Below are 18,506 nucleotides of genomic sequence, written 5' to 3' on the forward strand. Positions count from 1 at the left end.
CTAAAAAAATCTGCTACTGATCACTAACTTTTACTCCAAACTTTCCTGGGTTTAAAAGCATATAATTTATTAGTTTTCCTATTTCAGTACTTTCATTTAAAAGTTCTTGATATAATTCAAGTGAAATATATTTACATGAAAGAGCAAATTCAAGCCAAACTTGTGTTTCAGAATTTTCGCCATCAGAATCGGTTAATTTACTATAAAAATGTTTTGGATAAATACGTTTTCTATAAGCTTCAGCAATTGTTACGGGAATACTTCTTGATGAACGCTTAATTTGATCAGTTAATGAATAAGTCTCTTCTTTTGGAAACTGTTTAGTTATATTAAATATTTTCATTGCTAGAGAAAATGACTTTTTATAAGCTAATAAATCTTGAAATCTCATTTTACTTTTTAGAGTCAAAGATAAATTTTTTAAAATATTTGAAAGAAAAATCTTTATAAAACATTATCTGGCAACTAAAATTACTCACCACTAAAAATCTGACCACTGACCACTATTTCTTAACTCTATCTTCATTTTGTTTCACAAAAGCATCCCAGCCGGAATAACTCTTTCCGGCGATAACTTTTCCAGAATTAAAGTGATGACAAACTGCAGCGGCCAAACCATCAGTTGAATCGAGATTTTTAGGTAATTCTTTCAAACCTAAAAGCTGTTGCAGCATTTTAGCAACTTGTTCTTTACTGGCATTTCCGTTTCCGGTAATTGCCATTTTTATTTTTTTAGGTTCGTATTCTGTAATCGGAATACCTCTTGAAAGTCCGGCTGCCATTGCAACGCCTTGAGCCCGGCCAAGTTTTAGCATCGATTGTACGTTTTTGCCAAAGAAAGGTGCTTCAATCGCGATTTCGTCCGGACAGTGTGTTTCGATTAGTTCGATCGTTCTTTCAAAAATAACTCTAAGTTTTTGGTAATGATTGTCATATTTGGAAAGCTGCAGTTCGTTTAATTGCAGAAATTCCATTTTTTTGTTAATGACTTTAATCAATCCAAAACCCATAATTGTGGTTCCGGGGTCAATACCTAATATGATGCGTTCTTGTGTCAAAAGAGTTTTGTTTCAAGTTTTTTTGTTTCAAGTTTCAAGTTTTTGAAAAACGAAACGATTCATTTTCTCATTTTCAAATTGCCGCATTCTCAAATTCAATTACTTTTGCGGCATGATTTCAATTCCTCACAAAGCTAAGCAATTCCTAGTTCTTCTGGCCAAACTTTTAATTGTTGGCGGCGCATTTTATTTTATTTACAATCAGCTGGCACAAAACGACAAATTAGACTGGCAGAAGTTTATGATTTTGTTCAAGAAAAATCAATCCGTATTAGGGATTTCTTTTATCTTGCTTTTGAGTGTTTTGAATCGTTATTTCGAGATTTTAAAATGGCAGAATCTCGCTCAGGTTATTCATAAAATATCACTTTACGAAGCTACAAAACAGGTTTTAGCCGCATTAACAGCCGGAATTTTTACGCCGAACGGAGTAGGAGAGTATGCTGGAAAAGCATTGTATTATCCTAAATCTGAAGCCAAAAAAGTCGTTTTCTTAAACTTAATCTGCAACGGAATCCAGATGATTTTAACAATCGTTTTTGGAATCTTTGGACTTCTGTATTTTAATGCACAATTTAATGTTATTACAACCAAAACGGTAATGATTTTATTTGGCGGATTTTTATTGATTTTAGTTCTGTTGTTCTCAATTAAAAAAATCAAAGTCAAAGGATATTCAATCGAAAAATTGATTCATAAAATCAATGAAATTCCAAAACCGGTTCATCAAAAAAATATTGTTTTAGGAATCTGCCGTTATTTGGTTTTTTCGCATCAGTATTACTTTTTGTTTTTAGGTTTTGATGTTGATTTACCTTATTTAACTTTAATGGCAGCAATTACATCGGTTTACTTTTTAGCATCTTCACTGCCTACTTTTCAGTTTTTGGATTTTGCGGTAAAAGGCAGTGTTGCCATTTATTTCTTTGGGATTCTGGGCGTAAACGAATGGATTGTTATTTTTATCAGTACTCTTATGTGGTTTCTAAATGTTGTTTTACCAGTCGTTTTAGGAAGTTATTTTGTATTGAATTTTAAAACTAAAGTGACAGAATGATTTTTACTTTATTTGCCATATTAGGAATTTATATTATAAGCATTAGTTTGCTTATTTATGGTTTTTTTAAAGTAAAAAAGTATCAAAAAAAAGATTTAGTACCTAAAACAAGTTTTACAATTATAGTTCCGTTTCGAGATGAGAAAGAAAATCTGCCAATACTTTTAGAGAGTTTTTCAGCTTTAGATTATCCAAAGGATTTGTTTAAAGTAATCCTAGTAGATGATAATTCTAGCGAGAAATTCCACATTTCACATTTCAAATTTGACGTTTCACAAATCGACAATATTCGGGTTTCAGCTTCACCAAAAAAAGATGCAATTACAACCGCAATGCTGCATGTAAAAACCGATTGGGTTATTACAACCGATGCCGATTGCATTGTTCCGAAAAACTGGCTTTTGACATTTGATAATTACATTCAAGAAAACAATGTTTCGATGCTGGCTGGCGCTGTAACGTATAAATGCAAAAAATCATTTTTAGATCATTTTCAACAGTTAGATTTAACGAGTCTGCAGGGAGCGACAATAGGAAGTTTTGGCTTAAATAAAGGTTTTATGTGCAATGGAGCTAATTTTGCTTACCAAAAATCATTGTTTGAAGAATTAAATGGTTTTGAAGGAAATGATAAAATTGCCAGCGGCGATGACGTTTTTCTGTTGCAAAAAGCAATTGAAAAGTTCCCAAATAAAGTTCATTATTTAAAGGCTTATGAAGCAATTGTAACCACAAAACCAACCGAAAACTGGAAATCACTATTTTATCAAAGAGTGCGCTGGGCGGCCAAAACAAGTTCGTATAAAAGTACTTTTGGTAAGTTTTTAGGATTAATTGTTTTCTTTGGAAATCTAAGTTTTGTAATTGGTTTTTTCTTTTTTCTTTTTGGACTTTGGTCGTATCCAATTTTTGTGATTTTTGCTTTTTCTAAATTTGCAATTGATTTTGTTTTACTTTTTGTAACCAATCAATTTTTAACCAAAACCAAAATTAAAAGTCTTTTCCTCAGTAGTATATTATATCCGTTTTTTAGCTCAAGTGTAGCTTTATACAGCTTATTTGGTTCTTACGAATGGAAGGGCCGAAGATTCGAAAAGTAAGCAAATCACTTATAAAAAGCATTTACTTTTCGTTTTTTGCTTTAATAATTACAGGCAGAATAAATTGTGTTTTTACCGGAAGTCCCCTTTTAATAGCCGGATTTACTTTAGGAAAATCAACTAATCGGGCATGCAGAATACTATCGATTCTTATGGTGTCATAGGCAACAGAATCTTTTTGAAATTCTGGTTCAAATTTCATTTTTGAATTTGGAAAAATAGTCACTTTTACCTGTATAGTATCAAGATCAGGATAAATGATCGATAAACTGTCAACATTTAATTTTTCCTGAATAAGCTGCGCCATTACATCAAAAAAACATTTTTGACGTTCTTTTTTGTCAGTAATTGTTTCACAGTCAGCAACAGTTGGGTATTCGTCAACTTCTTTCCAGTTAATTGATTTTAGTTCCTTTTGAAGTAATTCTTTTTCAGACGGAACCTTCTTCTCAAAATATTGACAAGAATTAAAAAATATAAAAACTATAAATAAGAAAAAATGCTTCAAGGTTTTGACTGTGAATTGGATAAACTAAAAAAATGTGGTATAAAAATACAATTATTTTTTTGGGGAAACGTGCTCTTTAAATAATAAAAACGAAGGAAAACAAATCAAAATTGTTTTAAAAGAGATTTTATTATTTTTTCTTTCTATTTTTATAAAACGCACAAAATAATTGCAAGGCGCAAAATTACATAAAAATATGGATTTACTATTAGTTACACTAGGTTTTATATGCATGATTGTTGGTGTTTTTGGCAGTTTTCTTCCTGTTTTGCCAGGACTTACGAGCTGCTGGGTTGGATTGCTGCTTTTGAACTTAACAAAAGCGGTCGATACTAATTATTGGGTTTTAGGAATTACACTTTTGCTTACTATAGTAATTACAGTTTTAGATTATATAATCCCTGCAAAAGGAACTAAAAAATTTGGCGGAAGCTCATACGGAGTATGGGGGACAAACATTGGTTTGATAATTGGAATTCTTGCTCCAATTCCCTTTGGAGTTATAATAGGCCCTTTTGTAGGTGCTTTAATTGGCGAAATAATTTATGATTCTACAAACCATAAACGAGCGTTGAAAGCTGCTACAGGATCTCTTCTTGGATTTCTGGCTTCGAGTTTTATAAACTTTATGTTCTGTATAATTTACTTTGGGATTTTTATACATACGACATGGGAATATCGAAACTTATTATTTTAATTATGTAACAAATGTTTAGCTTTTTTCTTATTTTTTAATTTTTTTAAGAAAAATTTTAAAATTTTCAATCAGCCCATTTTTAAGTGTTTTAGCTGTTGAGCCTTTGTAATTAGAGGTATTTCAAGTTTTTTATGTTAAAGTGCTCATAATCTACAGAGTAAATTCTTAACTTATTTTTTGGATATGTTAAAATATTTTATATTTTTATCCTGATAAACGATAAAAAGCCCCACTTTATCGATTATTTTGAATAAGTATAAATAATTATCTTAATAAGTTATGAGTATGACCCCAAACCTACAAATTGAACTTAGACGATTTATTTCTTCTAATGTTGTTTCAAAACTAAACAAGTTTTATTTTGAAAATGATGCACTCTTAATCAAGGGAATTGATGTTTCGATAGGTACAGTTTTAATGGGTCTCTATAACAAAGCAGAAGAATCCGGTTTTTATAAAGGAATTGTTTTGCATATTGAAGATAATTCAAGTTTTTATCAGGAAGTCGATTTTGCTTCCGGCAGAATTTTATCAGTCGACGATTGTTACCGTGTAGAAGGTAATCCAATACTAAAAGAAATTTTTACCAACAAAAAAGGCCGAATTTCTGAAATGATTTCAAACGAAGTCGGCATCAAAAGCGAAACAGCCCGCGAAATACTTAACTTCTCTGCACTCCTTGTAGTCTCTTATCTTAAAAATAACATTCAGTTACTTGATAGTCTAAAACTCCTTTTAGAAGAACAAAAAAGAGACATTTTAAACAGTATTCAACCCGGAATAAAAATCATCCTTGGATTTTCTTGTTACGAATCTGTCGAAGAAAAAAATCAAAACATCGGAAGATCAATCTTTACCCTTTTCGGACACAACTTTTTTAGCTTCTAAAAAATAAAAAATCCCATCTTACAAAAGTAAAACAGGATTTATATTTACTAAATCTTGAGCAGATTTATGCGTTTTTCAAATTGATAACCTCCTGAGCTGTCAAGAATCGCCAGTTACCTCTAGGAAGATTTTTCTTTGTTAAACCAGCAAACGAAACACGGTCTATACGCAGAACATCATAATCTAAATGTTCAAAAATAGCGCGTACCACTTTTACATTTGAAGTTCTTAGTTTTAAGCCCACTTCGCTTTTTGGTTCTTTATCAATATAACTTACTTCTTCAACAGCAACACGATGTCCGTCAATAAACAATCCTTTGCTAATTTTTTCCAAATCTTCAAACTTTAGGTTTTTATCTAACGAAACCTGATAAATTTTAGATGATTTCTGATTTGGTAAAGTAAACTTACGAATCATATCATTGTCGTTTGTAAACAACAATAATCCCGTAGTATTTTTATCCATTCTTCCTACAGCGGTAATTTTTGCATTAGTTGCCCCGCGTACAAGTTCCAGAACGTTACGAAACTCCTGTCCCTCATCCATAGATGTAGTAAAGTTTTTAGGTTTGTTCAGTAAAATATATTCCTTCTTTTCAGGAGTAAGCGTAACACCGTCAAAGTTTACAACATCATTTATTTTTACTAAATAACCCATTTCAGTAACCGGAACGCCATTTACTTTAACGTTTCCAGACTGAATATATAAATCGGCATCACGACGCGAGCAAACCCCTGAATTTGAGATATATTTATTCAAACGAATTTCGTCTGACGCTTTTTGTCTCTTAGCCGGCTGATTTTGCTTTCTAAATTTTTCTGCCGCTGCTTCCTGAGCTGCCTTCACTTCAGGTTTCACTTTTTTCGGTCCCTGCGCGCGTTTTGGTAAAGCAGGTTTTGGCTTGTTAGAGTTTGATCTTGAATTGTTTGGTCTAGATCCGCCTCGTTTATTGTTGCCTTCCTTATTGTTCATAAAATCATTAATTTGTGCAAAGATAGTTTTTTCCTGCTAATAAATCTTAAGTTCAATGTTGTTAGATTAATAGCTGTAAAAATTAGTTTTTTTTAGAAGCACTGCAATTGGCTTTTTTTTAAACATAATTTCCCGCTTTTCGTTTCAATCTTTTATTTTTTAAAGAAAAAAATAAAAGGATTTCCACTGCAATCGGGGCTAAGATCAAACAATCCGCTCCTTATTAAGAATTTGGCTGTTTATGATAAATCAGTAAAAATCAAAAACTCAATAATTAGAAATAAATTCCCTCCCATGCCATAAAACACTTGGATTGATTAAAACAATGCAGCAAACACCAGAAACAATAAGGAATTTAAGTACATTATGAAGTTTAAGGTATTGCTCTTTCGAATCTGATTTCCATAAATAAAGAAGAAAAAAAAGTAAAAAAACAAAACAAACATAAAAGTAAATGTCCATATAGCCAACATCGTAAACATTGACTAATACATAAACAGGAAAAACGGTTAAAATGGTCAAAATCGTAATAATCTGTTTCGATACTTTTTCACCGTAAAGAACCGGAATCGTTCTGTAATCGCTGACTAAATCCCCTTTTAGGTTTTCTAAATCCTTAATCATTTCGCGAATTAGTAACAGTAAAAATAAGAAAACAGCATGAGCAGAAATTACCACAAAATGCCCCATATGATTTTCGATTTCTTCAAATGAAATCTTATTGTAAAAATATAGTAAGATGGCAAAAAACGGCGTTACAGCAAGTAATGCTGACATTAGGTTTCCAATAATGGCATACTTTTTTATTTTATGAGAATAAAACCAAATAAAAAATATATATACCGAAAAGAATAAGAAAGCACGCCAGGAAACAATTCCCGCCATTAAAACTGCCAGAAAATTAAGGCTGAAATAAACCGTTAATTTTGTTTTCTGACTCACCAAACGATCCAGCATAGATTTATTTGGCCTATTAATTAAATCTTTCTGACTGTCGTAAAAATTATTGATAATATATCCCGAAGCAATTGTAACCGCAGAAGCAAAAACAATTAAAAACAAATAAAAATCCAACAAAATATCTAAGGCTCTTTTTTCTGGAGCCAAAATAAATATCGCCGATAAATACTGCGCCAGAATAATAATAGGAATGTTATAACCGCGTACAACAGAGAACAAACTAACAATTTTCATTACTAAAAGTTTGTGCTGTCTGCTTAACATAGATTATAAGTTGTGGATTAAATTAAATTTGAAGTTAATGGATATTTTTTGAAACTAAAATTTAGAACTTGTTTTTTAACAATTCTTTAGACCCATAGCCTAATTTTCGTATGCAGGACAAAGCTTCTTTTTGGGTGATTCCAATTTCGCGAATGTCTTTTTTCTCAACAAAAACAACTGATCCGCTCCACGGATTTGGTGCATCCGGAACAAAAACAGTAAAGTTGTTTTCGTCAATTTGTTCTATTAAAAACGCAAATTGCCAGCCGGCATCAGTAGGAACAAGAATTACTTTTAAATCTTGTTTCGATTCAAATCCCATAATATTTTCATTCATGCTTTTCATAAACGAATATCCGGGAACAAAACTCAAAATGCCGTTTTCTAATTTTAAAATCAGTTTTTTTGCTCTGGCAGTTCGTGCCAGTAAACCTGCAGCAAAACAGATTACGATTATGATAAGTACACCAATAAGTTCCTGAAGTGCAATTCCTAAAACATGAACCCTGGGCAGATTTTGTACGAGCGGCAGTGTTACTTTTTGAATAATGTGATATCCTTTTTCAAGAATAATAAGAAGTACTACTAAAGGTGCTAAAAATAGTATTCCTCCTAAAAAAGTTGCTTTAATTATTTTTAAAATACTTTTCATAATAAATAACTTTTAGGATGAAAACTTATAAAAATATACTCAAATAACTTCGGCTTTTAAGGAATTAAAACTGATAAACAACTTCTAATTTGTAGTCTTTCAATGAAACTTTTGCACGTTCTAAATCTTCTGTAAAACCAAGAATATAGCCACCACCACCAGAACCGCATAGTTTTAGGTAATAATCGTTGGTGTCAATTCCGTGTTGCCAGATTCCATGAAATTGTTCCGGAATCATAGGTTTAAAGTTGTTTAAAACTACTTTAGAAAGTTTTTTAGTATTAGTAAATAAAGATTTCATATCGCCATGCAGGAAGTTCTCTACGCAGGCATCAGTATATTTTACAAACTGGTTTTTCAGCATTGTACGGAAACCTTTGTCTTTTAAGTTTTCCATAAAAATGTTAACCATTGGAGCAGTTTCGCCTACAATTCCAGAGTCTAACAAAAAGACAGCGCCTTTTCCGTCAAAACTTTGAGTTGGAATTCCGGTTGCTTCAATATTATCTTTAGAATTAATCAGGATTGGAATACTCAAATAACTGTTTAAAGGGTCCAAGCCTGAACTTTTTCCATGGAAAAAGCTTTCCATGTGAGAAAATATATTTTTTAACTGTAATAGTTTTTCACGTGTAAGATTTTCTAAAACCGTGATTTTGTTAGCTGCATATTTGTCATAAATAGCTGCAACAAGTGCACCGCTGCTTCCAACACCATATCCCTGCGGAATACTAGAATCGAAATACATTCCGGTTTCGACATCATTTTTTAAAGTTTCTAAATCGAAAGTAACCAAATCCGGCTGCTGTGTTTGTAAAACTTCCAGATAAGAAGCATAACTTCTTAAGCTTTTGTTTGATGATAGAGCTTCTGCCGAAGGTTCTTCGCTTTTTTTCAAAGCACCGTTATAAAAATTATAAGGAATAGAAAGTCCTTTAGAGTCGCGGATGATTCCGTATTCTCCAAAGAGTAATATTTTTGAGTAAAATAATGGTCCTTTCATGATTTATTTTATGTCTTTCTTTATTTTATTTGGGTCTTAATTTAATAATGTCATTCAATTCGAAATTCAATTATTGATTAAAGATACGCAAAATTATAATGCAATTGCACCGTTTCCAATTTCGTCGCAAATGTACTGACCATTCTGACAAAAAACAACTAATTCTGACTGAATAAATTGTAATACTTTTTCTTTAACATTTTCAGGATAAAGCACATGAACATTGGCGCCGGCATCTAGTGTAAAACAAACCGGAATTTGAGTTTCGGTTCTAAATTTCCAAATTGAATTGATGATTTGAAGCGTATTTGGCTTCATCAAAATATAATATGGCATAGAAGTCATCATCATGGCGTGCAGAGTCAAAGCTTCACTTTCTACAACTTTGATAAATTCTTCAATATTTCCGCTTTCAAAAATGGGGATTAATTTATCCAGATTTTCGTGTGCCTGTGCAAAACGTCTTTCTGCATACGGGTGATTGTGCATTAAATCGTGGCCAACGGTACTCGAAACTTGTTTTTCGCCTTTATCAACTAATAAAATAGTGTCTTGAAAATTCTTGAAATTTTGGTGGATTGTATATGGAAACTCAACACCAAATAAATCGGTGCTTCCTTTAATATTCGCTTGATTTCCCCATACAACTACATTTCCTTTTACGCTTCGGCAGGCACTTCCTGAACCTAAACGAGCTAAAAATGAAGCTTTTTGATAGAAATAATCATCAGTCATTTCCGGATTTAGTTTTCTTTCTAAACTCATAAAATTCATTGCCAAAGCCGCCATTCCAGAAGCCGAAGATGCAATTCCTGAGCTGTGTGGAAATGTGTTTTGAGTATCAATCGTAAAATGATAGTCTTTCAAAAACGGCAGATAGACTTCAACTCTTTCTAAAAACTTCTGAATTTTTGGTTTGAAATCTTCTTTTGGTTTCCCTTCAAAAAGTAAATCAAAAGAAAAATTTCCCTGATTTTCTTTTTTTGAAAAAGCCAGTTTCGTAATCGTTTTGCAATTATTAAGCGTAAAACTTACTGATGGATTTGCTGGAATCTGGTTATCTTTTTTTCCCCAGTATTTTACCAATGCAATGTTGCTTGGAGCACTCCATTCAAAGTTTCCGTTTTCGATTGTTGAAGTATATTGAGATGGAATAAAATCAGCTGCTGTTAACATGAATTATAAAATTTTGGCAAAGATAGTTTTTAAATTTTTTCGCCATATAAGTTATATAAGAAAATATAAAGCGCCTTTATTAAATGAACTTATATTACTTCTATGGTTTCATTTTTCTTTTGCTTATTTTTGAATACAAATTTTACAAAATGAATAAAACAGTCAAAATTATCATAGCTTTAATCGTTTGTTTAGCAGTAGGATATTCTGCCAGTATGGTAACAAGACCAAGTGTAGAATCTTGGTATCCAACCATTGAGAAGCCAATTTTTAATCCGCCAAATTGGATTTTTATGCCTGTTTGGACAATGCTTTACATTTTTATGGCGATTGCAGCGGCTTTGGTTTGGGACAAAATAAACGAGCAAACCGAAAAAGTAAAAAAAGCTCTGCTTTTCTTTTTGATTCAATTAATACTTAATGCAATCTGGTCGTATTTATTCTTCGGATTAAAAAATCCACTTTTGGCTTTAATCGAAATTATCCTTTTATGGCTTATGATTTATGAAACGTATTTAAAATTCATCAAAATCAATAAAATTTCGGGTTATTTGCTGATTCCATATTTGGCTTGGGTTGGATTTGCAACAGTTTTAAATGCTAGTATTTGGTGGTTGAATAAGTAGATTTTGTTTCAGGTTCAGGTTTTATTTGTTTCAAGTTTTTAAGACTACTTCAAATTCTTAAATTCCTCATTTTTTAAGTAAAGAAAATCCATAACAGTCAATACATTTGGATTTTCTAAAAGCGTTTTCGATTTTGGATCTGCGTCGCAAAAATCAATAAAAAGTTCTTTTTCTTCGGGTTTTAGTTTTAAATTTTTGATGAAAAAATCGGGAGGACAATAAGCAAATGCTAATTTTTTAAAACGATCATCGTCAAGTTCAGTTTTTTTCTTCGGCTTACCTTTTAAAGGGAATGAAATCCGAAGCGCTTCTCTAATTGAATTATCACTAACTCCTGTATTCCAGAATAAATCTTTGGCATTTTTAGCAATTAATACATCTGCGACAGCATCAGCATTAAACTTAACTTTATCAAATTCGACTTTAGTTACTATAACTTCATTTAATTCTTCAGGTTTAAGGGCTGTATTCACGATTAGATTATTCTGGTTAATATTGTCCTGAGAAATTTGCAGCCTTGAGAAAAAAGAATTTTCATAGAAAAAAATAAGACTGTCCTGCGCTTTTACCAAAATTGAAAATTCTCCCAACTCATTTGTTTTAGTGCTGATTTTAGCGGTCTTATTAATTACTTCTACTTTGTTAAGCGGTGTATTCTGCGAAAGAACTTTTCCCTTTAGTAATTTTTCCGTTTGAGAAATACCAAGTTGATAAGTAAAAAAAGAAATTGTGGCAAGTAGTTTTCCTTTCATCAAACTTTAGTTTTTAATTTCGGCTTTCAGTTTCTTAAATTCATCATTTTTACTATACAAAAATTCCATAGTAGCCAGAATGTTTGGATTTTCCAGAAGCGTTTGAGATTTTGGATCGGCTTCGCAGAATTGAAGAAAAAGCTCTTTTTCTTCGGGCTTTAATTTTAAATCTTTATTAAAGAAATTTTCAGGGCAGGTTGAGGCAATGAATGTTCTAAAATCCATTTCTGGAGTTTTCTTTTTTGGTTCTTTGTCCTTTTTGAATAAGTTATAAACTTCTTTGCCTAAACGAATGAAATCTGCATCAAAAGGAGTTCCTTTTACCTCATTATAACCTTGAATTTTTAATCCTTCTTTTGATTTATGAGCATTTAGTTTGATTTCATTTAGATCTTCTTTGCTAAGAAAAACAGGTTTTAAGGCATGTGTAACAATTACTTCGTTTAATTCTTCTGCTTTCGGAATCATAGTAACAACCAAATTGTTGGTTTCAATTTGCTTTGCCGTAATTTTTAATCGTGTGAATAAATAATCTTTAGAAAAAAACAATAAACTGTCTTGTACTTTAACTGCAATAGAAAATTCTCCCAATGCATTTGTTGTTGTGCTTGTTTTTGCAGTTTTATTAATGACTTCGACGTTTTTTAAAATTACATTTTGGGAAACTACTTTCCCGTGAAGCATTTTTTCGGTTTGAGAAACAGTAAGCTGATAAGTGAAAATAGAAATTGTGGTAAGTAATTTTACTCTCATACACGGATTAATTTGTTGAGAGTAAAATTATTCGAATACTCTTAATGAAAACTTACTGATTCTGTAAATTCTTGTTAATTATTTAGAAATCCATTTTGAAAATTTTTCTAGTTCTCCATTGTTAAACAAAACCGGCCCGTGGCCAAAACATAATATTTTAGGTTTCAGAGATGCTAATTTTAGAATCGATTTTCTGTTTGTTTTTTTATCTGCAGTAAATAAATTTGGAGGCTCGTGAAGCCCAACCTTTGTAGTTAATAAATTCATATTTGTCAAAACATCGCCAACAATCAAAACACCGTCTTTTTCTCTAAAAAAAGATAAATGACCTCTGGAATGCCCTGGAGTTTCAATCGCTGTAAATCCTCCAATTTGATCGCCTTCTTTTAAAGTTTCGGAAACGAGATGTCCTTTTCCTGCCCAGAAGTTTTTTTGAAATTTAGAAACAATATGATTCGGATTTGGATATTCTGTAATTACGTTTCCGTTTTCAGCAAATTCTTTTTCGGGTTCGCTGCATAAAAGCGGAATGTTTAGTGCTTCGCAAATTACTTTGCTGCTTCCCTGATGATCGGCATGGGCATGCGTCAATACATGTTTGGTAATTGGTTTGTTTTTGATTGAGGTCAATATTTTATTAGCAGAAGTTCGAATTCCGGCATCAATTAAAACATCTTCAATCAAATAACAATTTATTGCGTTACGAGGTAATAAAGGAATTTGGAAAACGTCTTGGGCAATATTCTTCATCTTTTTGAAATTTTATTTCGCAAAGATTCGAATTCGATTTTTCAATACACTTGATAAATGTTAAGAAATATCCTGACGAATTCTGCTCAAAGATTCTGCTGTTATTCCGAGAAAAGATGCAATATAAATTAAAGGCGTTCGCTGAATTATTTTGGCTGGAGCCGATTCCAGAAAAGTTAAATATTTTTCTTTGGCAGGAATCATCTGGAGTTTTAAGACGCGATCTGCCATGCAAAGGTAATTTTGCTCGGCTAAAATTCTCCCGACACGTTCCCAATTCGGAATGTCATTATATAGAAACTGCATTTTTTCGAACGTAATCGAAAGGACTTCGCAATCCTCAATGCACTGAATGTTTTCAAAAGATTGTGTCTGATTTATAAAACTGGAATACGAAGCAATAAAACCATCATCACAGCTTAAATAGGTTGTGATTTCTTTGCCGTCTTTTAGATAATAAACTCTCGCCAATCCGTTGAGAATGAAAAAAATCCTGTTGCTGATTTTTCCCATTTCGGATAAATATTCTTTGGTTTTATATTTTTCATATTCAAAACAAGACGCGATTTTCTCTATTTCATTTTCAGAAAAAGAAGCAATTGCTGTAATTTGTTTTTGTAATGAAGAATTCATTTTAAAGAATATCAATTAATTCCGAAGCTTTATGGATTACTTTTTTGGCGCCGCTTTTTTTCAATTCTTCTTCGGTTCTGTAACCCCAGGTAACGCCAACAGGAAACATATTAGCATTTGTTGCCGTTAGCATATCAATATCGGAATCGCCGACAAAAAGTACTTCTTCGGGGCTTAAATTCCATTTTTTACTAATCGCTAAAGCCTCAAACGGATTTGGTTTTTTCAATTCTTCAGTGCTCAAACCAATTGCAGAATCAAATTTTTCAGGGAAAATTTCTGAAACTATTTTTTTCGTCAATTCATCTGCTTTATTAGAAAAAACAGCCATTTTGATATTTTCCAAAGCAGGATTATTTAATAAATCTAAAATGCCGTCGTAAGGTTTTGTTTTTAACGTGCAGATTTTACGATATTCGTTGATCATACAGTCAAAACAAATTTCGATCTGTTCGTCACTATTATGAGTTGAAGGCAAAGCTTTGCTGACCAAATTTCGCAAACCGCTTCCTATAAAATATTGATACGTATCATAACTATGAGTTGGATGATTTAAACCTGTCAAGACAATATTCATCGCATCTGAAATGTCGTGTAATGAATTGACCAATGTTCCGTCTAAATCGAAAATAATTCCTTTAAATTTCATTCTTTTTAAATATTTTGTGCCAAAATAAATCCGCTTGTCCAGGCATTCTGAAAATTAAAACCTCCTGTAATCGCATCGATATTTACAATTTCACCAGCAAAATAAAGGTTTTGATGAATTTTGCTTTCCATAGTTTTGAAATTGATTTCCTTTAAATCGATTCCGCCTGCGGTTACAAATTCTTCTTTAAAAGTACTTTTTCCATTAACCTGAAATTTGGCTTTTGTAAGTTGCAGAGCTAAATTCTGCAATTGATTTTTAGATAAATCCGCCCATTTTGTTTCTTCATTAATTTCAGAAGCCAAAACCAAACTTTCCCACAAACGGTTCGGAAAATCGAAGGGAGATTTTTTAGAAACTGCTTTTTTAGCGTGTTCCTGTTTTAAGTCTTTTAGTATTTTTTCAGCGTCTTCAGTATCAACATCATTAAGCCAATTCACAAAAATCGTAAACTGATAATTTTTATCATGCAAAATACGTGCGCCCCAAGCCGAAAGTTTTAAAATTGCAGGACCACTCATTCCCCAATGCGTGATTAATAATGGTCCGGTCGATTCTAGTTTAGTATCTTTTACGTTTACGGTAACTTGTGCAGCAACTCCCGGTAACTCTTTAATTCTAGAATCTTTGATATTGAAAGTAAATAGGGAAGGTACGGGGCTTACAATCGCGTGCCCTTGTTCCTGAAGCATTTCCCAGATTTTTGGATTGCTTCCGGTTGCCATAATCAGCTTTTCGGCAGCATAATTATCGGTTTGTGTATCAATTTTCCAATGATTTTCTTTTTTGAAAATCGATTGTACACTTTGACCTGTCAATACTTTTATGCCTAGTTTTTCGGTTGCTTTTAAGAAACAATCGATAATAGTTTGGGATGAATTTGAAACGGGAAACATTCTTCCGTCGTCTTCAATTTTTAATTCAACGCCATGTTTTTCAAACCATTCAATCGTATCTCCAGAACAGAATTGATGAAATGGTCCACGAAGTTCCTTTTCCCCGCGCGGATAAAACTTCACTAATTCATTTGGTTCAAAACAAGCATGCGTAACGTTGCATCTCCCGCCACCAGAAACACGGACTTTAGAAAGAACTTCTTTTCCTCTTTCTAAGATGGCGATTTTTAGTTTCGGGTTTTTCTCAGCAATATTGATTGCCGTAAAAAATCCTGCTGCGCCTCCGCCAACAATTATTATGTCGAAATTTTTAATCATATTTTTTTTTGAGTTGCCACGAATTTGCTTCGCCTGTTCGCTATCGCTCGAGCCACGAATGGGCACTAAATTTTTTTCTTGCCACAGATTACACAGATTAAAAGGATTTTTTTGTTTTGCAACTTAGTCAAGTTTTAAACTTTGACTAAGTTTTTTGCAACAGATTATATTTCATAAATTAATTCGTGAAAATTTGTGCAATTCGTGGCTAAAACTTAAACTTTATATTTTGTCTGGATTATCAGAGATAATTCCGTTTACGTTGTAACTTTTTACTTTTTGAATTTCTTCTTCTGAGTTTACTGTCCAGGGGAAAACTTTGAAACCTTTTTCCTGAATAGTTTTTGTGTTTTCGTTATTCAACAACTGAAAATCAGGATGAATGGCGTATGCTTTTATATTTTCGGCGAAAGCCAGAGCGGTATCGATATTTTCTTCTGTTAAAACACCAATTGGAATGTTTGGGTTTAAATTTTGAACTTCTTTTAGCGAATTCCAGTCAAAACTTGAAACGATAAAATGTTCGTATTTCCAGTCTTTTTCTTTGATGTATTCTTCAATTAAAGAAACAACTTGTGTTGAAGTATCAGCATTTTTTAGCTCAACATTGATGAAACATTTTTTGTCGACTAAATTAAAAACTTCGTTTAGAGTTGGAATTTGAAATTTGTCCGCAATCAAAAATGACTTTAATTCGGCTAAAGTGTAAGTGTTTATTTCTCCTTTTCCGTTGGTCATTTTGTCGATGGTTTCGTCGTGCATTACGATAATATGTCCATCAGTACTTAGATGAACGTCGAGTTCGATTCCGTCTGCATGTAAGTCTAATGCTTTTTGGAAAGCCTTAAGTGTATTTTCGGGTTCGTATGCTTTCGCTCCGCGATGTGCTATTTTTAGCATTTGTATGTGATAAAAATTTAACCGCAAAGTTCGCTAAGTTTTACGCAAGGTTCGCAAAGAATTAAAAAAACTTTGCGAACCTTGCGATTTTTCTTTGCGTGCTTTGCGGTTAAACTTAAATTTTTTCCAATAATACTATTCCGTATTCACTATCAATAGTTATTTTTCCATCAACAACTTCGACTTCTTGATCTGAAAAACAATCTTTTAATTTGGTTCCGTTTTCGAAAATGGAGTTTACTGGAAGTTCTTTTTTTCCTTCGGGCAAATCTAAACCGATGATTACTTTATCTGTAAAATTACCTTTAGAATATGCTCTTGAAAACAAATAATGTTCACTTTCAATTTTAGAATGAATTCCAGCGCCTACTGCAGGATGGTTTCTTCTAAATTGTCCTAACTTCTGCCAGTGCCAAAGCATTCTTTTTGTATCTGAATTGTTCTGAATATCATCCCAATTCATGTTGGAACGTAGAGTTGCATCACCTTGTGTTCCTTCAATTACTAAAGAGCGATTCGATTCGTCTCCGTAATATACCTGCGACATTCCTGGCGAAAGCAAAAGTTTCGTTCCTGCTTCAAAACCTTTTACACGATTAGCGTCAAAAGGCTGTCCGTCGTCGTGAGAAGACATATAATTAAGGACAGAATATCCTTTCAAATCGTTATTTAATGCATTCGAATATTTAGAAAATAAAGTCTCATAATCGCTTTGCCCGGCGTTCCATTTAAATTCAAAATTGATCATGCTGTTGAATCCGTTCTGAAAGTAATTTACTTTTCGGTCTCCAAAATCATAATCCTGTCCGCCGCTGATTCCGTAACCGTAAACTTCAGCAATCGTATAAAACGGATTTTGATCTAAAACCTGAAGAGGATGATGTTGTTTCCAATTCGCGAAAGCGTAATCACATTCTTTTTTAAAGTCGGCCCAAACGCCTTCTTCTGTATGTTTTACGGTATCGGCGCGGTAACCGTCAATTCCGAATTCCGTTATATAATCGGTAAGCCATTTTATGATATAATATTTAGGAGATCTTGGATAACCTGTCCTTTCAAAAAAGGCATTTAAAGAAGCAATTTCTTTTTCGTAACGACCTTCTTTTTTCCATTTTTCAATCAAAAGGGGAGGAAGTTCTACATTTTGAGTACTCTCGGTTTTGACATCTGGAAGATTCTCAACCAACGTACACATTGTAGTATTTTCGAAAGATTTATAATCGCAGACAACGCCAGTACGAACCCAGTCAGAAGGCCAAACGGGATCTTCTGGAGTTACTGGGCCTGTGTGATTGATAACGCCATCGAGAACAATTCTGATTCCGTGTTCGTGTGCTTTTTTAACGAGATTAGCTAAATCTTCTTTTGTTCCAAAGTTTGGATCTAAAGCCGTCCAATCTTTCGCCCAATAGCCGTGGAAACCATAACTTAAACCCGTTCCTTCATCGACACCGTCATGAATCTGCTCGACAATCGGCGTAAGCCAAATCGCATTGATTCCGAGTTTGTCGAAGTAACCTGATTCGATTTTTTTGGTAATTCCGATAATGTCACCGCCTTCAAATCCGCGTAGTTTTCCGGGAGTTTTGGTTCGGTTAAAATTGATGTCGTTGGATGTATCCCCGTTATAAAAACGGTCTGTAAGTAAAAAATAAACATTTGCACCTTCCCAAACGAAAGGTATCTTTGAAGTATCTGTATTCATTGAAACTGATTTTGAGCCAGAACAACTCATCATTATGAATACTAAAGATAAAAAAAGGAAAGTGTATTTTTTCATAAATATTTGATTTAACAAAGTATTATTAAAATTTCTGCTGAAAAATAAATAGCCACAGATTAAAAAGATTAAAATGATTTTTTAAAATAATCTGTGATAATCCTTTAATCTGT

21 protein-coding genes are annotated in these 18,506 nt (G+C 32.7%); 5 read left to right on the forward strand and 16 right to left on the reverse strand.

The window, feature by feature from the left end:
* Nucleotides 1-13 precede the first annotated feature (13 nt).
* The gene (locus tag ABD859_RS07275; protein ID WP_345142235.1) at nt 14-391 is read right to left on the reverse strand and encodes a four helix bundle protein; all 378 of its coding nucleotides are present in this window, start codon (nt 389-391) and stop codon (nt 14-16) included.
* Nucleotides 392-503: 112 nt separating this feature from the next.
* On the reverse strand, nt 504-1,058 hold the full coding sequence (gene ruvC / locus ABD859_RS07280; RefSeq protein ID WP_345142237.1) for a crossover junction endodeoxyribonuclease RuvC: 555 nt from the start codon (nt 1,056-1,058) through the stop codon (nt 504-506).
* A 112-nt stretch (nt 1,059-1,170) separates the two neighbouring features.
* Between ruvC and ABD859_RS07285 the strand changes: the two genes are divergently transcribed.
* Nucleotides 1,171-2,115, forward strand: coding sequence for a hypothetical protein (locus ABD859_RS07285; protein WP_345142240.1), 945 nt, complete (start codon nt 1,171-1,173; stop codon nt 2,113-2,115).
* On the forward strand, nt 2,112-3,215 hold the full coding sequence (locus ABD859_RS07290; RefSeq protein ID WP_345142242.1) for a glycosyltransferase family 2 protein: 1,104 nt from the start codon (nt 2,112-2,114) through the stop codon (nt 3,213-3,215). Before ABD859_RS07285 ends, ABD859_RS07290 begins: the two co-directional genes overlap by 4 nt.
* A gap of 22 nt (nt 3,216-3,237) precedes the next feature.
* Here ABD859_RS07290 and ABD859_RS07295 read toward each other — a convergent pair whose 3' ends face one another.
* Nucleotides 3,238-3,723, reverse strand: a complete 486-nt coding sequence (locus tag ABD859_RS07295) for a hypothetical protein (RefSeq protein WP_345142245.1) — start codon at nt 3,721-3,723, stop codon at nt 3,238-3,240.
* Between the two features lie 196 nt (nt 3,724-3,919).
* On the opposite strand from ABD859_RS07295, the gene ABD859_RS07300 reads away from it, so the two are divergent.
* A complete protein-coding gene (locus ABD859_RS07300; protein WP_345142248.1) occupies nt 3,920-4,420 on the forward strand; it encodes a DUF456 domain-containing protein in 501 nt (166 codons plus the stop codon).
* 285 nt (nt 4,421-4,705) lie between these two features.
* Entirely contained in the window at nt 4,706-5,308 is a 603-nt protein-coding gene (locus ABD859_RS07305; RefSeq protein ID WP_345142253.1) for a DUF937 domain-containing protein, read from the forward strand.
* A gap of 64 nt (nt 5,309-5,372) precedes the next feature.
* On the opposite strand, the gene ABD859_RS07310 is transcribed toward ABD859_RS07305, so the two are convergent.
* The 5 genes from ABD859_RS07310 to ABD859_RS07330 all read right to left on the reverse strand — a co-directional run bounded on the left by ABD859_RS07310 (nt 5,373) and on the right by ABD859_RS07330 (nt 10,336).
* Nucleotides 5,373-6,281, reverse strand: coding sequence for a pseudouridine synthase (locus tag ABD859_RS07310; protein WP_345142256.1), 909 nt, complete (start codon nt 6,279-6,281; stop codon nt 5,373-5,375).
* 267 nt (nt 6,282-6,548) lie between these two features.
* On the reverse strand, nt 6,549-7,505 hold the full coding sequence (locus ABD859_RS07315; protein WP_345142259.1) for a geranylgeranylglycerol-phosphate geranylgeranyltransferase: 957 nt from the start codon (nt 7,503-7,505) through the stop codon (nt 6,549-6,551).
* Between the two features lie 61 nt (nt 7,506-7,566).
* Nucleotides 7,567-8,157: a DUF502 domain-containing protein gene (locus ABD859_RS07320; RefSeq protein ID WP_345142261.1), complete on the reverse strand. Its 591-nt coding sequence runs from the start codon at nt 8,155-8,157 to the stop codon at nt 7,567-7,569.
* Between the two features lie 64 nt (nt 8,158-8,221).
* Entirely contained in the window at nt 8,222-9,160 is a 939-nt protein-coding gene (locus ABD859_RS07325) for a mevalonate kinase family protein (RefSeq protein WP_345142264.1), read from the reverse strand.
* A gap of 93 nt (nt 9,161-9,253) precedes the next feature.
* Complete coding sequence (locus ABD859_RS07330; protein WP_345142267.1) at nt 9,254-10,336, reverse strand: diphosphomevalonate decarboxylase; 1,083 nt, start codon at nt 10,334-10,336, stop codon at nt 9,254-9,256.
* Between the two features lie 149 nt (nt 10,337-10,485).
* Here ABD859_RS07330 and ABD859_RS07335 point away from each other — a divergent pair, with 149 nt between their 5' ends.
* Nucleotides 10,486-10,962 carry a TspO/MBR family protein gene (locus tag ABD859_RS07335; RefSeq protein ID WP_345142270.1) on the forward strand — a complete coding sequence of 159 codons (477 nt, stop codon included), beginning with the start codon at nt 10,486-10,488 and terminating at the stop codon, nt 10,960-10,962.
* Nucleotides 10,963-11,006: 44 nt separating this feature from the next.
* Here ABD859_RS07335 and ABD859_RS07340 read toward each other — a convergent pair whose 3' ends face one another.
* From ABD859_RS07340 to ABD859_RS07375, 8 genes are all read right to left on the reverse strand, one after another.
* Nucleotides 11,007-11,714, reverse strand: a complete 708-nt coding sequence (locus ABD859_RS07340) for a peptidase associated/transthyretin-like domain-containing protein (RefSeq protein ID WP_345142271.1) — start codon at nt 11,712-11,714, stop codon at nt 11,007-11,009.
* A gap of 6 nt (nt 11,715-11,720) precedes the next feature.
* The gene (locus tag ABD859_RS07345) at nt 11,721-12,467 is read right to left on the reverse strand and encodes a hypothetical protein (RefSeq protein WP_345142274.1); all 747 of its coding nucleotides are present in this window, start codon (nt 12,465-12,467) and stop codon (nt 11,721-11,723) included.
* Nucleotides 12,468-12,545: 78 nt separating this feature from the next.
* A complete protein-coding gene (locus ABD859_RS07350; protein WP_345142277.1) occupies nt 12,546-13,217 on the reverse strand; it encodes an MBL fold metallo-hydrolase in 672 nt (223 codons plus the stop codon).
* A gap of 60 nt (nt 13,218-13,277) precedes the next feature.
* Complete coding sequence (locus ABD859_RS07355) at nt 13,278-13,850, reverse strand: Crp/Fnr family transcriptional regulator (RefSeq protein ID WP_345142280.1); 573 nt, start codon at nt 13,848-13,850, stop codon at nt 13,278-13,280.
* A gap of 1 nt (nt 13,851) precedes the next feature.
* Entirely contained in the window at nt 13,852-14,499 is a 648-nt protein-coding gene (locus ABD859_RS07360) for an HAD family hydrolase (protein WP_345142283.1), read from the reverse strand.
* A 5-nt stretch (nt 14,500-14,504) separates the two neighbouring features.
* Nucleotides 14,505-15,713 (reverse strand): BaiN/RdsA family NAD(P)/FAD-dependent oxidoreductase, encoded by a 1,209-nt coding sequence (locus ABD859_RS07365; RefSeq protein ID WP_345142285.1) that lies wholly within the window; start codon nt 15,711-15,713, stop codon nt 14,505-14,507.
* A 222-nt stretch (nt 15,714-15,935) separates the two neighbouring features.
* On the reverse strand, nt 15,936-16,613 hold the full coding sequence (locus tag ABD859_RS07370) for a glycerophosphodiester phosphodiesterase (RefSeq protein WP_345142288.1): 678 nt from the start codon (nt 16,611-16,613) through the stop codon (nt 15,936-15,938).
* Nucleotides 16,614-16,728: 115 nt separating this feature from the next.
* Nucleotides 16,729-18,393, reverse strand: a complete 1,665-nt coding sequence (locus ABD859_RS07375; RefSeq protein WP_345142291.1) for an alpha-amylase family glycosyl hydrolase — start codon at nt 18,391-18,393, stop codon at nt 16,729-16,731.
* Between the last annotated feature and the right edge of the window lie 113 nt (nt 18,394-18,506).

The sequence above is a fragment of the Flavobacterium ginsengiterrae genome, from assembly GCF_039539785.1.
GTDB classification, from domain to species: domain Bacteria; phylum Bacteroidota; class Bacteroidia; order Flavobacteriales; family Flavobacteriaceae; genus Flavobacterium; species Flavobacterium ginsengiterrae.